11 protein-coding genes are annotated in these 13,836 nt (G+C 71.3%); 7 read left to right on the top strand and 4 right to left on the bottom strand.

Features of this window, described 5'->3' with window-relative positions; translation table 11 throughout:
- Positions 1–93 precede the first annotated feature (93 nt).
- Positions 94–1,596 (top strand): DUF2637 domain-containing protein, encoded by a 1,503-nt coding sequence (locus tag N6H00_RS22360; protein ID WP_268973602.1) that lies wholly within the window; start codon positions 94–96, stop codon positions 1,594–1,596.
- Between the two features lie 76 nt (positions 1,597–1,672).
- On the opposite strand, the gene lysS is transcribed toward N6H00_RS22360, so the two are convergent.
- Complete coding sequence (lysS, locus tag N6H00_RS22355; RefSeq protein ID WP_268973601.1) at positions 1,673–3,424, bottom strand: lysine--tRNA ligase; 1,752 nt, start codon at positions 3,422–3,424, stop codon at positions 1,673–1,675.
- 145 nt (positions 3,425–3,569) lie between these two features.
- Between lysS and argS the strand changes: the two genes are divergently transcribed.
- Positions 3,570–5,357, top strand: a complete 1,788-nt coding sequence (gene argS, locus N6H00_RS22350; protein ID WP_268973600.1) for an arginine--tRNA ligase — start codon at positions 3,570–3,572, stop codon at positions 5,355–5,357.
- A gap of 71 nt (positions 5,358–5,428) precedes the next feature.
- On the opposite strand, the gene N6H00_RS22345 is transcribed toward argS, so the two are convergent.
- Positions 5,429–6,928 carry an alpha/beta hydrolase gene (locus N6H00_RS22345; protein ID WP_268973598.1) on the bottom strand — a complete coding sequence of 500 codons (1,500 nt, stop codon included), beginning with the start codon at positions 6,926–6,928 and terminating at the stop codon, positions 5,429–5,431.
- 235 nt (positions 6,929–7,163) lie between these two features.
- On the opposite strand from N6H00_RS22345, the gene N6H00_RS22340 reads away from it, so the two are divergent.
- Positions 7,164–7,769, top strand: a complete 606-nt coding sequence (locus N6H00_RS22340) for an AMIN-like domain-containing (lipo)protein (RefSeq protein WP_268977072.1) — start codon at positions 7,164–7,166, stop codon at positions 7,767–7,769.
- A 95-nt stretch (positions 7,770–7,864) separates the two neighbouring features.
- Here the strand turns inward: N6H00_RS22340 and N6H00_RS22335 are convergent, their stop codons facing one another.
- Both N6H00_RS22335 and N6H00_RS22330 read right to left on the bottom strand, forming a co-directional pair.
- Positions 7,865–8,746 carry a D-alanyl-D-alanine carboxypeptidase family protein gene (locus N6H00_RS22335; protein WP_268973597.1) on the bottom strand — a complete coding sequence of 294 codons (882 nt, stop codon included), beginning with the start codon at positions 8,744–8,746 and terminating at the stop codon, positions 7,865–7,867.
- Between the two features lie 240 nt (positions 8,747–8,986).
- Entirely contained in the window at positions 8,987–10,219 is a 1,233-nt protein-coding gene (locus N6H00_RS22330; protein WP_268973596.1) for an ROK family transcriptional regulator, read from the bottom strand.
- A 146-nt stretch (positions 10,220–10,365) separates the two neighbouring features.
- On the opposite strand from N6H00_RS22330, the gene N6H00_RS22325 reads away from it, so the two are divergent.
- The 4 genes from N6H00_RS22325 to N6H00_RS22310 all read left to right on the top strand — a co-directional run bounded on the left by N6H00_RS22325 (position 10,366) and on the right by N6H00_RS22310 (position 13,833).
- Positions 10,366–11,232: a sugar phosphate isomerase/epimerase family protein gene (locus N6H00_RS22325; RefSeq protein ID WP_268973595.1), complete on the top strand. Its 867-nt coding sequence runs from the start codon at positions 10,366–10,368 to the stop codon at positions 11,230–11,232.
- Positions 11,233–11,303: 71 nt separating this feature from the next.
- Positions 11,304–11,924, top strand: a complete 621-nt coding sequence (locus N6H00_RS22320; protein WP_268973594.1) for a nucleoside/nucleotide kinase family protein — start codon at positions 11,304–11,306, stop codon at positions 11,922–11,924.
- Positions 11,924–13,603 carry a sodium:solute symporter family protein gene (locus tag N6H00_RS22315; protein WP_268973593.1) on the top strand — a complete coding sequence of 560 codons (1,680 nt, stop codon included), beginning with the start codon at positions 11,924–11,926 and terminating at the stop codon, positions 13,601–13,603. Before N6H00_RS22320 ends, N6H00_RS22315 begins: the two co-directional genes overlap by 1 nt.
- Before the next feature lie 14 nt (positions 13,604–13,617).
- Entirely contained in the window at positions 13,618–13,833 is a 216-nt protein-coding gene (locus N6H00_RS22310) for a hypothetical protein (RefSeq protein WP_268973592.1), read from the top strand.
- The last annotated feature ends 3 nt before the right edge of the window (positions 13,834–13,836 follow it).

The raw sequence follows: 13,836 nt of genomic DNA, 5'->3' as shown, positions 1-13,836 counted from the left end.
GATACGCCCCCCCTTCCCGCCCACGGGCCTTGACGTGTATGCGACGCTGTGGCGGCTGTTGCCGAGGACGGGGAGGGGTCGCGGGTGGCCGCGATGCAACTGACACGGATGCACCGAATACTGGCCGGGGTGGTCGTCACCGGGGCGGTGGTGATCGCCGGGATCGGCTTCGCCGGTTCCTACGCCGCAGTGCGCGATCTCGCCCTCGACAAGGGATTCGGCGCATTCGCCAACGTCTTCCCGATCGGCATCGACGCGGGGATCGTGGTCCTGCTCGCGCTGGATCTGCTGCTCACCTGGATCCGCATCCCCTTCCCGCTGCTGCGCCAGACCGCCTGGCTGCTGACCGCGGCCACCATCGCCTTCAACGGCGCGGCCGCCTGGCCGGACCCGGTCGGTGTCGGGATGCACGCCGTGATCCCGATCCTCTTCGTCGTCTCCGTGGAGGCCGCCCGGCACGCGGTCGGCCGGATCGCCGACATCACCGCCGACCGGCACATGGAGTCGGTCCGCATCGCCCGCTGGCTGCTCGCGCCGGTGCCCACCTTCCGGCTGTGGCGCCGGATGAAGCTGTGGGAGCTGCGCAGTTACGAGGAGGTCATCCGGCTGGAGCAGGACCGGCTGGTCTACCAGGCCCGGCTGCGGGCCCGCTACGGGCGGTCCTGGCGCCGTAAGGCGCCCGTGGAGTCCCTGATGCCGCTTCGGCTGGCGCGGTACGGGGTGCCGCTGGCGGACACCGCCCCGGCCGGGCTGGCGGCGGCCGGGCTGGAGCCGTCCGCGGTGTCACCGGCCGCGCTTCCCTCGGGCCGGAAAGGCTCGGCGGACGCGGCGGGGCCACAGGGCGCCCATCCGGGGCCGGGGGCGCAGGGCGCCTATCCGGGGGCGCAGCCGGGCCCGTACGGCACGCCCGGAGGCCCGGCCGGGGTCAACGGCACCGGCCCCGCCGCCGCGCCGCAGCAGCCCCAGCAGCCCCAGTCGCAGGAGCTGCCGCTCTCACTGCCGCTGCCGGTGTACCAGCAGCCCGCCGGGCAGGGCCATGACGGCCGGAGCGCCGTGCCCTTCACCCCGGCGCCGGCCGCCGCCCACCCCGAACAGCCGACTCCGCCGCAGGCCCCGCAGGAGCCGCAGGCCCCGCAGGACCCGCGGCAGGACCAGCAGGCCGTGGAGCAGGAACGGCCCGAGCCGCGGCCCGAGCTCCAGCCCGAGCCCCAGCTGTCCGAGCAGGCCCAGCAGCATCAGCTGACCGTGCCGGTCGGGCCCGGCGGCCGGGTGCGACCGCTCGGCGGTGAGGGCGTGGGAGGCCAGCAGGGCGTGTACGTACCGGAACAGCGCGAGCCCGAGCGGTACGCGTACGAGGAGCAGCCGGGGCAGCCGCTGAACCAGCTGCCGGACGACGTCCCGCGCGAGGAGGTCTACTACGCCACCTTCCGCCAGTTCCTCGCCGACCACAGCCGGTACCCCTCGGCGTACCAGTTCGGGCAGCGGCTGCGGGAGACGTACGGCGTGAGCGACCTCAGCAACAGCGAGCTGGCCGCGTACGTCGATGACTTCAAGGAGCGCGTCCGCCTGGAGAGGGAAGCGGAAGCCATCCCGTAAGGAACGTAAGGAACCGGGAACGGGACGCCGGGCGGAGGCCGTGAGGCCACCCGCCCGGCGCCCGGGAGCGGCAGGGTCAGGCCGCGAGCAGCTTGCGCACCCGGTCCGCCCCCACCGCCAGCAGCAGCGTGGGCAGCCGGGGGCCGGTGTCCCGCCCGACCAGCAGGGTGTAGAGCAGCGCGAAGAACGACCGCTGGGCGACCTTCAGCTCCGGCGTCGGCTTGGCGTCCGGCGACAGCCCAGCCTGGATCTTGGGCACCCCGTAGACCAGCGTGGTGAGCCCGTCCAGCGACCAGTGGTCGTCCAGGCCGTCGAGCAGCAGCCGCAGCGACTCCCGCTCGGTCTCGCCCAGCGCGGCCAGCCGCTCCGCGTCCGGCTCGTCCCGGACCCGGGTGCGCTGGTCGGCCGGGACCTGGGTGGTGATCCAGCGCTCGGCCTTGTCGAGCCGGGGCCGGGTCTCCTCCAGGGACTTCACCGGGTTGTCGGGGTCGAGCTCGCTGAGGATGCGCAGCGTCTGCTCGTCATGGCCGGTGGTGATGTCGACCACCGAGGCCAGCGTGCGGTACGGCAGCGGGCGCGGGGTGCTCGGCAGCTCGCCCGCGGCGGTGCGGGTGGCACGGCTGTACGCGGCCGCGTCCGCGGGCTGGGCCGTGGACTCGGTGATCTTCCGCTCCAGCGCGTCCCACTCGTCGTAGGTCCGCTGGATCTCCTGGTCGAAGGCGATCTTGAAGGACTGGTTGGGCCGGCGGCGGGCGTACAGCCAGCGCAGCAGTGGCGCCTCCATGATCTCCAGGGCGTCGGCCGGGGTGGGCACACCGCCCTTGGAGGAGGACATCTTGGCCATGCCGCTGATGCCCACGAAGGCGTACATCGGGCCGATGGGCTGCTGCCCGCCGAAGACCTCGCGGACGATCTGGCCGCCGACCACATAGGACGAGCCCGGCGAGGAGTGGTCGACGCCCGAGGGCTCGAAGACCACGCCCTCGTACGCCCAGCGCATCGGCCAGTCGACCTTCCAGACCAGCTTGCCCCGGTTGTGCTCGCTGAGCAGGACCGTCTCGCCGTGGCCGCACACGCACGTGTAGGCCAGCTCGGTGGTCTCGTCGTCGTACGAGGTCACCGTGGTCAGATCGCGCTCGCAGACCGAGCAGTACGGCTTGTACGGGTAGTAGCCCGCGGCGCCCGCGCTGCCGTCGTCCTCGGCGGCCGCGCCCGAGCCCTCGGCGGCGGCCAGCTCGGCCTCGTCGACCGGCTTCTGCTGCTGCTTGGCCGGCTTCTTCGCGCCCGGCTTGTCCTTGGTGCGGTACCGGTCCAGGACGGCGTCGATCTCCCGGCGGTGGCGCATCGCGTGCAGGATCTGCTCGCGGTACGCGCCCGAGGTGTACTTCTCCGTCTGGCTGATGCCGTGGAACTCGATGCCCAGCTGGCGCAGCGCCTCGATCATCGGCGCCTTGAAGTGCTCCGCCCAGTTCGGGTACGTGGATCCGGGCGGGGCGGGGACCGAGGTCAGCGGCTTGCCGATGTGCTCGGACCAGGACGGGTCGATACCGGCCGGAACCTTGCGATACCGGTCGTAGTCGTCCCAGGACAGGATGTGGACGCATTCATAGCCGCGGCGCCGGATCTCGTCGGCGACCAGGTGCGGGGTCATGACCTCGCGCAGATTGCCGAGGTGGATCGGGCCGGACGGGCTGAGGCCCGAGGCGCAGACGATCGGTTTGCCGGGGGCGCGGCGCTCCGCCTCGGCAATGACCTCGTCGGCGAATCGGGAGACCCAGTCGGTCTCGGTGCTCTGAGCCACGGTCGGCACTTCCTTCCTTGCGGTCATGGCACGCCCATTGTCCCAGACGGAAGGGGCTCCTCCGGAGTTACCCACAGGTCCCCCAGGTTGTCCACAGGCCAGGAAAAGCGTTGGACCCGCCGTGAAATACTGGGTTTGCCCATACCACCACTATCGGAATGGCACCTCACCCATGGCTTCGGTCCCCTCTCTCGCCGCTTCGGTCCACCAGCGCCTCGCGGACGCCCTCTCGGCCGCCCTGCCGGAGGCCGGCTCCGCGGACCCGCTGCTGCGACGAAGCGACCGGGCCGACTTCCAGGCCAACGGGATGCTGGCGCTGGCCAAGAAGCTCAAGGGAAACCCCCGCGAGCTGGCCTCGAAGGTGGTGGCACACCTGCCGGTCGCCGCCACCTCGGCCGACCCCGATCCGGTGATCGCGGACATCGAGGTCTCCGGCCCCGGCTTCCTCAACATCACGATCGCCGACTCCGCGATCACCGCGACCCTCGCCGCCCGCGCCGCCGACGACCGCCTCGGCGTGCCGCACGCGCAGGCGCCCGGCACCACGGTGATCGACTACGCCCAGCCGAACGTGGCCAAGGAGATGCACGTCGGCCATCTGCGCTCGGCGGTGATCGGCGACGCGGTGGTGCGGATCCTGGAGTTCGCGGGCGAGAAGGTGATCCGCCGCCACCACATCGGCGACTGGGGCACCCAGTTCGGCATGCTCATCCAGTATCTGATCGAGCACCCGCATGAGCTGGACCACAAGGACGGCGCCTCCGGTGAGGAGGCCATGTCCAATCTGAACCGGCTCTACAAGGCGGCGCGGGCGCTCTTCGACTCCGACCCGGAGTTCAAGGAGCGGTCCCGGCGGCGCGTGGTGGACCTCCAGGCGGGCGACGAGGAGACCATCGCCCTGTGGCGGAGGTTCGTGGACGAGTCGAAGATCTACTTCTACTCGGTCTTCGACAAGCTCGACATCGAGATCCACGACCCCGACGTGGTCGGCGAGTCGGGTTACAACGACATGCTGGCCGAGACCTGCCGGCTGCTGGAGGAGTCCGGCGTCGCCGTCCGCTCCGAGGGCGCCCTGTGCGTCTTCTTCGACGACATCAAGGGTCCCGAGGGCAACCCGGTGCCGCTGATCGTCCAAAAGTCCGACGGCGGCTTCGGCTATGCCGCCACCGACCTGTCCGCGATCCGCGACCGGGTGGGAAACCTGAAGGCCGACACCCTGCTGTATGTCGTGGACGCCCGGCAGTCGCTGCACTTCAAGATGGTCTTCGAGACCGCCCGCCGGATCGGCTGGCTCAATGACCGGGTGCACGCCGTGCAGCTCGCCTTCGGCACGGTCCTGGGCAAGGACGGCAAGCCGTTCAAGACCCGCGCGGGCGAGACGGTGCGGCTGGAGGACCTGCTGGACGAGGCGACCGAGCGGGCGGCGGCCGTGGTCCGGGAGAAGAGCGAGAAGCTCGGCCTCACCGAGGAGGAGATCCTCGAGCGCGGCGCCCAGGTCGGCATCGGCGCGGTGAAGTACGCGGACCTGTCCACCTCCGCGTCGCGTGACTACAAGTTCGACCTCGACCAGATGGTCTCGCTCAACGGCGACACCTCGGTCTACCTCCAGTACGCGTACGCCCGGATCCAGTCGATCCTGCGCCGCGCCGGGGAGGACCAGCGGCCGCTGGCCCACCCCGAGCTGCCGCTGGCCCCGGCCGAGCGGGCGCTGGGCCTGCACCTCGACCAGTTCGGGGAGACGCTGCGGGAAGTGGCCGCGGGGTTCGAGCCGCACAAGCTGGCCGGGTATCTGTACCAGCTGGCCTCGCTCTACACGACCTTCTACGACCAGTGCCCGGTCCTGAAGGCGGAGGGCGGCCCGGCCCAGGTGGAGAACCGCCTCTTCCTGTGCGACATCACGGCGCGGACGCTGCGGCAGGGCATGGCCCTGCTGGGCATCCGCACCCCCGAGCGCCTCTGAGCCTCCGTATGTGAAGCGCCCCAGCGCCCCGCCCCCGCGAGAGGGGGCGGGGCGCTTGGCGTACGTCGGCGTCAGCGGCACAGCACATCGTGCTTGGGCCGCGCACCGGTCAGCAGGAAGTCCGTCACCCGCCGGTCCGCGCAGGCGCTGCCGTTGTTCACCGCATAGGCCGCGCCGTGCCCCATCGCGTCCACGCTGACCATCCGGGCCCGGTCGCCGAAGGCGCGCCGCAGATTGAGCGCCCCGCTGTACGGGGTGGCCACATCGCGGGTGTTCTGCACCAGCAGAACGTTCGACGGGCCCCGGTCGGTGATGCGCACCGGCTTGTCCCGCGGAGCGTCGTGCCAGAACGCGCACGGGGTGACGTTCACCGGCATGCCGACGGTCAGCGGGTGGCTCTTACGGCTGGCGGCGACGTCCCGCGCGTACCGGGACAGGGACGTGGGCCATTCCACGTCGTTGCAGATGGTCGCCAGGGACACGGCCGCCACGTCCTGGGTGGGGTCGGCCGGTGCCGCGGCGGGCGCCTCGCCGGCGTCCGCGTCGACGATCAGCTCGGCCAGGCCCTCGAAGTTGTCCGGGGAGTACAGGGCGCTCAGCATGCTCTGGCGGAGCATATTGCCGTTCAGCTCGGGCGGGTTGGCGCCGGGCCACGGCAGCGGCTTCGCGTCCAGCCGGGCGGCGAGGTCCAGGACCCGGCGGCGCACCCCGTCGGGGGTGTCGGCGAGCCGGACGGGGCTGTCGGGGGCGGAGGCCCAGGCGGCGAAGTCGGGGAAGGTGTCCTCGACGCCGACGGCGTAGTTGGCGAGCCAGCCGCGCTCCACCCGCTCCGGGTCCGGATCGTCATTGCTGTCCAGCACCCAGCGGTCGGTGTGCTCGGGGAACAGCTGCGCGTAGACGGAGCCCACGTACGTCCCGTAGGAGACTCCCCACGCGGACAGTTTCCGCTCGCCGAGCGCCCGGCGGATGCTGTCGATGTCCCGCGCCTCGTTGACAGTGCTGAGGCTGCGCAGCAGCTCACCGCCGTTGCGGGCGCAGGTGTCGGCGATGCGGCGGCCGGTGGTGACGTTCTGGGTGATGTCCCCGCCGGGGGCGGGCCAGGGGCGGGAGGCGAGCAACGACAGATCGGCGGGGTCCAGATCGCATCCGGCGTGCGTGGACTGCCCCAGGCCGCGCGGGTCGAAGCTGACGATGTCGTACGCGTCCCGCACCGACCGCGGCAGCCGCTTGCCGTACGTGGTGGGCCGGTCCAGGCCGGGCGACCCCGGGCCGCCCGGGATCAGCAGCAGCGTGCCCCGGCGGGCCCCCGGCCGCTCGCTGGGGACGCGGGAGACGGCGAGGGAGATCCGCTTGCCGCCGGGGTCGCGGTAGTCCAGCGGCACCTTCAGCGTGGCGCACTCCTGCCGGGGGTCGAGTCCGGTGCCCGCACAGGCCCCCCAGCTGAGCGCGGTGGCGGTCGGGTCGGTCGGCGATCCCGGGGTCGCGTCCGCGGCGGAGGCGGTGCCGAGGAGGGAGGCGGTGGCGGCGGTGGCGAGGGCCAGAGCGGCGGTTCTGCCGGTCGTCAGTCTCATGGGCACCAGCCTTGTCGCACCGGTCTGCCGTTCCCATCCGGGCAACCGGCCGCCCCGTCCGGGGGATAACCCCCCGAGAACGCGCCAGGCGTACCGCCGCGCACGTAGCATTCACGACACATTTCCCGGACCGGGACAACCGCTCACCGTCCCAGTCCGTCCAACCCCGTGCATCCCTTGTCATCAAGGAACGTCATCAACGAACGTCATCAACCAACACATTGGGGGCTTGACCATGCGACGGTGGGGGACCGCACTCGCGGCGACGGTGCTCGCGGGCGGCGCGCTGGCGGCGACGGCGGGGACGGCGGGGGCCGTCACACCGGCCACGACCACCGCCACGGCCACGGCGGCGGCCTGTGCGACCGGCTGGGGCAGCGGCGAGAAGACGGCCGAGCCGGCCGGCCACGCACCGCTGGCGAACATCAGGACCGGCCGGCACGCATGCTTCGACCGCATCGTGTTCGACGTGCCGGGCGCCACGGCCGCCGATCGCGTCGGATACCGCGTGGGATACGTGGACACCCTCCACCAGGACGGCTCGGGCGAGGAGATCCCGGTCGACGGCGCGGCGATCCTGGAGATCCGCGTGGCCGCGCCGAGCTATGACCCGGGAAGCGGAGCGGAGTCGTATCCGGGGCGGGCCCGCGAGCCGCTGCCGGGGGTGGACGTCACCGGCTACCAGACCTTCCGGGACACCCGCTTCGGCGCCAGCTTCGAGGGCGAGACCCAGATCGGCCTCGGGGTGCGCGCACGGCTGCCGTTCCGGGTCTTGCGGACGGACGGGCATGTCGTGGTGGACGTGGCGCACTCCTGGACCGCGGTGAGTGGAACGCGGTGAGCTGAGCCGCCCGGAAACACGATCGGGGCCTGTCCCCGCGACCTTGGGTGACGGTCGCGGGGACAGGCCCCGTGGCGTGCGACGAGCCGGCCGGCCTACTTGCTGAAGCCGTAGTTCAGCAGCTTCTTCGCGTCCGCCGTGCGGTTGTCCACCGAGGAGGAGGCGAGGACCGTGCCGATGACCGTCTTGCCGTTCCGGGTGGCGGCGAAGACCAGGCAGTACTTGGCCTCCGGGCCCGAGCCGGTCTTGACGCCGATGGTGCCCGAGTAGCCGCTCAGCAGGGGGTTGGTGTTGGTCCACGACATGTAGCGGTAGCCGCCGTTCTTCGTGGTCACCTTCTGCTTCGTCGACTTGGTCTTCACGACCGTGCGGAACGTGGAGTACTTCATCGCGTTGCTCGCGAGCTTGGTCAGATCGCGCGGCGTCGAGTAGTTCGCGCCGTGCCCGATGCCGTCGAACGAGTCGAAGTGGGTGTTCGTCAGCCCGAGCGACTTGGCGGTGGTGTTCATCTTGCCGATGAACGACTTCACCCGCGCGGCCCGGGTCGAGCCGGTGCCGAACTTGTCCGCCAGGGCGTACGCCGCGTCACAGCCGGACGGCAGCATCAGCCCGTAGAGCAGCTGGCGGACGGTGACCTTGTCGCCGACGATCAGCTTGGCCGAGGAGGCCCAGTTGTTGTCGACGATGTAGTCGCTGTACGCCTTCTGGATCGTGACCTTGGCGTCCAGGTTGAGGTTCGGCTGCGCGAGCACCACCCGAGCGGTCATGATCTTGGTGGTGGAGCCGGTGGAACGGCGGGTGTCCGCGGCCTTGGTGAACAGGCTCTTTCCGGTGCCGTTGTTCATCACGAACCCGCCCTTGGCGGTGATCGTGGGAGTAGCGGTCGTCGCGGCCTGCGCGGAGGCGGTGAACGCCCCCGCTGTCAGCACGGCTCCAGCGGTGATCGCGACCGCGGATACGCGACGTAGACCCTTCATGCCGGTTTTCAACGTGAATATCTCCATATGCCCCTGGCCTGCGGCCACATAACAGGGCCGCTCCCTCATGTGACGCGCGAGGCCGCCCAATGGATGTGCCTTCTGCCGAGATTTCCGGGAAATTCGCCCGGGTGCGCGCATGGCCGCGCCCCCGGACACCGAACCTCGGCACGCCCCGGACACCGGGCTTCGACACGCCCCGGACGCCAGTCCTCGGCACGCCACGACACCGGGTCTCGCTCACCGCAGCTGGGAGTCCACCGCCGCCGGGTCGAAGAGGGCGTCGGCGACCATATGGGCCGCGCCCGTGACACCGGCGCGGGTGGCCAGCGGGGAGAGGACGACCCGCAGATCCCGGGTGGCCAGGGGCAGCGAACGGCGGTACGTGACCTCCCGGATACCGGCGATCAGATGCTCCTGGGCGTGCGCGAGCCCCCCGCCGACCACCAGGATCGAGGGGTTGAGCAGGCTGACCGCGTCGGCGACGCCCTGGCCGAGCAGGCGCCCGGCGTGGCGCAGCAGCCGTACGGCGTCGCCGTTGCCGGAGCGGACCAGATGCACCACGTCGTCGGTGGTGGCCACCTCGTGCCCGGCGGCGGTGAGGTCGCGCACCAGCGCCCAGCCGCCGGTCAGCGCCTCCAGGCAGCCGGAGTTGCCGCAGCGGCACAGGGGCGCGTCCGGGGAGGTCTCGTCGAGGCCGGGGGCGGGGATGTGGCCGATGTCACCGGCCGCGCCCTGGGAGCCGTGGTGGAGCCGTCCGCCGAGGACCAGGCCGGAGCCGATACCGGTGCCCGCCTTGACGAAGAGCAGGTGCTCGACGTCGGGCCAGTTGACCCGGTGCTCGCCCAGCGCCATCAGATTGGTGTCCTTGTCGGCCAGCACCAGGCAGTCGTAGGTGTCGCGGAAGAAGTCCGGCACCGTATAGCCGTCCCAGCCGGTCATGATGGGCGGGCTGACCACCCGGCCGGTGCCCGACTCGACCGGGCCCGGCACCCCGACGCCGATCCCGCGCACCCGGTCGGCGGACTCGCCCGCCTCCTTCAGCAGCCGCTGGAAGTCGGCGGCCACCTGACCGAGCACCGCCTCCGGACCCTCGGCCACATCGAGGTCACGGCGGTGCGCGGCGAGGACGTCACAGGCCATGTCGGCGAGCGCGGTGTGCACATGGCTGCCGCCGATGTCGGCGACCAGCAGCACCCCCGAGTCGGGGCGCAGCCGGAAGGAGCCGGCGGGGCGGCCGCCGGTGGAGTCGGCCGCGCCGGAGATCTCCAGATAGCCCGCCTCGGTGAGCGCCTCCAGCCGGGTGGCCATGGTGGACCGGGAGAGTCCGGTGGCCGCCATCAGCTGGGCGCGGGTGGTGGCCCGGCCGCCGCGGATGAGCGCCAGCACCGCCCCCGGGCCCGTGGGATGCGCCTGGGGTGGCTGACCTGCCGAGACCGCCTCCGTCACTGGGCCCTGTCCTCCACTGCTCACGCTCTGTTCGGTACCGCGTACACGGTACCTCCCTTTTCGACCGAGACCCAAGAAACTTATGTATTGCCTTCACGCAAAAGATGCGTAACATCGAGCACGCAATGACGCAGCACACGCCCGAAGGGCAGGCAGGAGAAGGGATCGCCATGAACGACCTCGGAGTGCACGCACTCGTGTGGACCGGCGACTGGACCCCCGAGGGCGCCCGGACCGCGGCCGCCCGCAGCCGCGAGGCCGGGTACGACCTGGTCGAGATCTCCCTCCACGACCCCGAGATCGTCGATGTCCGGGCCACCCGCGAGGCGTTCGCCGCACACGGACTCGGCGTCGCCTGCTCCCGCGGCCTCGCCTTCGACTCCGACGTCTCCTCCGACGACCCGGAGACCGCCGCCCGCGGCGAGGCGCTGCTGCGCCAGGCCCTGCACCTCACCCACGACCTGGGCGGCCACTACTTCGGCGGGGTGCTCTACAGCGCGCTCGGCAAGTACGGCCACCCGCCGACCGCCAAGGGCCGCGAGCACGCCGTCCAGGCCGTGCGCAGGCTGGCCGCCGAGGCCGACGGGCTCGGGGTGACCCTCGGCCTGGAGGTCGTCAACCGCTACGAGTCCAACCTGGTCAACACCGCCCAGCAGTGCCTGGAGCTGATCGACGAGATCGGCGCCGCCAATGTGCTGGTCCACCTGGACACGTACCACATGAACATCGAGGAGCAGGACTTCTCCCGCCCGGTCCGGGCCTGCGGCGACCGCCTCGGCTACGTCCACATCGGCGAGTCCCACCGCGGCTACCTCGGCTCCGGCACCGTGGACTTCCCCGCCTTCTTCCACGCCCTGGCGGACATCGGCTACCAGGGCCCGATCACCTTCGAGTCCTTCTCCTCCGCCGTCGTCGCCCCCGGCCTCTCCCACGACCTCGCCGTCTGGCGCGACCTGTGGACCGACGGCGCCGACCTCGCCGCCCACGCCCGCTCGTACATCGCCGACCAGCTCAAGGCCGCCCGCGCGACGGTCTGAGCGCCCCATCCCGCACGACGGTCCGCACACCCCGTCCCGTAAACTCCCCGAAACCGCCGAAAGCGCCCGCTATGACTCCCCAGCAACTCCTTGAGCGCGCTCAGCGCCTGGCCGACGCAGGCGGCCGCCGCCTGCTCGGCATCGCCGGACCGCCCGGGGCCGGCAAGACCACCCTGGCCGAGTACCTGGTCGATGCCCTCGGCGCCGACCGGGCCGTCCTGGTGCCGATGGACGGCTTCCACCTCGCCGACGTCGAACTGCGCCGGCTCGGCCTGATCGGCCGCAAGGGCGCACCGGAGACCTTCGACCCGTACGGCTACACCGCGCTGCTGCGGCGGCTGCGGGCGCCGCGCCCCGAGGAGACGGTGTACGCGCCGGGGTTCGACCGCGCACTCGAGCAGCCGGTCGCGGGCACCATCCCGGTACCGCCGCAGGTCCCCCTGGTGATCACCGAGGGGAACTACCTGCTGCTCGACGAGGCCCCCTGGCGCCCGGTACGCGAGCTGCTGGACGAGAGCTGGTGGGTCGACCTGGACACCGAGGAGCGGGTGCGCCGGCTCATCGACCGCCATGAGCGGTTCGGCAAGGCCCGCGACGAGGCCGAGCGCTTCGTCCTCACCTCCGACGAGGCCAACGCCCGGCTGGTCGCCCCCGGGCGGGCGGCCGCCGACTTCGTGGTCAGGGGCGCCTGATGACCGGCACCCTGAACCTCGGAGCCGTCGACTGGTTCCTGCTCGCCGTCTACTTCGGCGCGATCATCGCCATCGGCGTCTACACCAAGCGGGCCATCCACACCACCGGTGACTTCTTCCTCGCCGGGCGCTCGATGCCCGCCTGGATCACCGGCCTGGCCTTCATATCCGCCAACCTCGGCGCCCTGGAGATCATCGGCGGCGCGGCCAACGGCGCCCAGTACGGGGCCGCCGCGGTGCACTTCTACTGGCTGGGCGCCATCCCCGCGATGGTCTTCCTCGGCGTCGTGATGATGCCGTTCTACTACTCGACGCGGGTGCACAGCGTCTCGGAGTATCTGCGCCGCCGCTTCAACAACCAGACGCACCTGCTCAACAGCGTCGTCTTCGCCGTCGCCCAGATGCTCCTCGCGGGCGTCAACCTCTTCGCGCTGGCCCTGATCGTCAAACTGCTGATCGGCTGGCCGCTGTGGCTGTCCATCCTGCTGTCCGCGGTCTTCGTGCTCGGCTACATCACCCTGGGCGGGCTCGCGGGCGCCATCTACGGCGAGGTGCTCCAGTTCTTCGTGATCCTCGCCGGGCTGATCCCGATCGTGGTCATCGGACTGCACTACGTGGGCGGCTTCAGCGGCCTCAAGGAGGCCGTGCAGGACCCCAGCCTGCTGCACACCTGGCAGGGCACCACCCCGGGCCACTGGACCAATCCGCTGGGCGACTGGATCGGCCTCGCGATGGGCGAGGGCTTCGTCCTCGCCTTCGGCTACTGGACCACCAACTTCGCCGAGGTGCAGCGGTCCCTGGCCGCCAAGGACCTCAACGCGGCCCGCCGCACCCCGCTGATCGCGGCCTTCCCCAAGATGGCGCTCCCGCTGTTCACCGTGGTCCCCGGCATGATCGCGGTGGCCATCATCCCCAAGCTGGGCAAGCCCGGCGGGCCCACGTACAACGACGTCATCCCCGAGATGATGCAGCGCTTCCTGCCCAACGGCGTGCTCGGCATCGCGCTCACCGGACTGCTCGCCGCCTTCATGGCGGGCATGGCGGCCAACATCTCCGGCTTCAACACGGTCTTCACCTACGACATCTGGAAGCCGTACGTGGTGCGCGGCCGCGACGACCGCTACTACCTCAAGGCCGGGCGCTACGCCACGGTCGCGGGCATCGCGGTGAGCGTCGCCGCCGCGTTCGTCGCCTCCGAGTACAACAACATCCAGAACTACATCCAGCTGCTGTTCTCGTTCTTCAACTCGCCGCTGTTCGCGACCTTCCTGCTGGCGATGTTCTGGAAGCGGGTCACCCCGTGGGCGGGCTTCTGGGGCATGCTGTCCGGCACCGCCGCGGCGGCCGCGGCCCACCTCTCCGCCTACCACATCGGCTGGTTCTACCCCGGCGGCCAGGTCGGCTCCCACGACACCATCAACGCCCAGATGGCCAACTTCTACGGCGCGCTCTTCGCCTTCGTCGTGGACGTGGTCGTCACCGTCGCGGTCACCTTCGTCACCAAGCCCAAGCCGGTGTCCGAACTGGCCGGCCTGGTCTGGGGCCTGCCCGACCCCGACTCGCCGGACGCCCATGAGGCGACCGTGCGCCAGCCGTGGTGGAAGTCCCCGGTGGTGCTGGGCTGCGTCATCCTGGTACTGACGGCGGGCTTGAGCGTCTGGCTGGTGATCGCGGTATGAAGGGAGAGAACCCCATGACCCCGGGAAAGACCTTCGACGTGCGATGGCTCATCGCCGGGCTGCTCGGCCTGTACGGCGCGGTCCTGACCGTCCTCGGCCTCACCGACAGCCCCGCCGAGGTGGCCAAGGCCGACGGCATCCGCATCAACCTGTGGATCGGCCTGGGCCTGCTGGCCGTCGCCGCCGCCTTCGCGGCCTGGGCCAGGCTGGCGCCGCAGGGACGCGAGTGAAAC

Origin of the sequence: Streptomyces sp. S465, assembly GCF_026898115.1 — a bacterium.
In the GTDB taxonomy this organism is placed as follows: Bacteria; Actinomycetota; Actinomycetes; order Streptomycetales; family Streptomycetaceae; genus Streptomyces; species Streptomyces luomodiensis.
The sequence above is the reverse complement of the archived record's forward strand: the minus strand, read 5'-3'. Positions and strand labels throughout refer to the sequence as shown.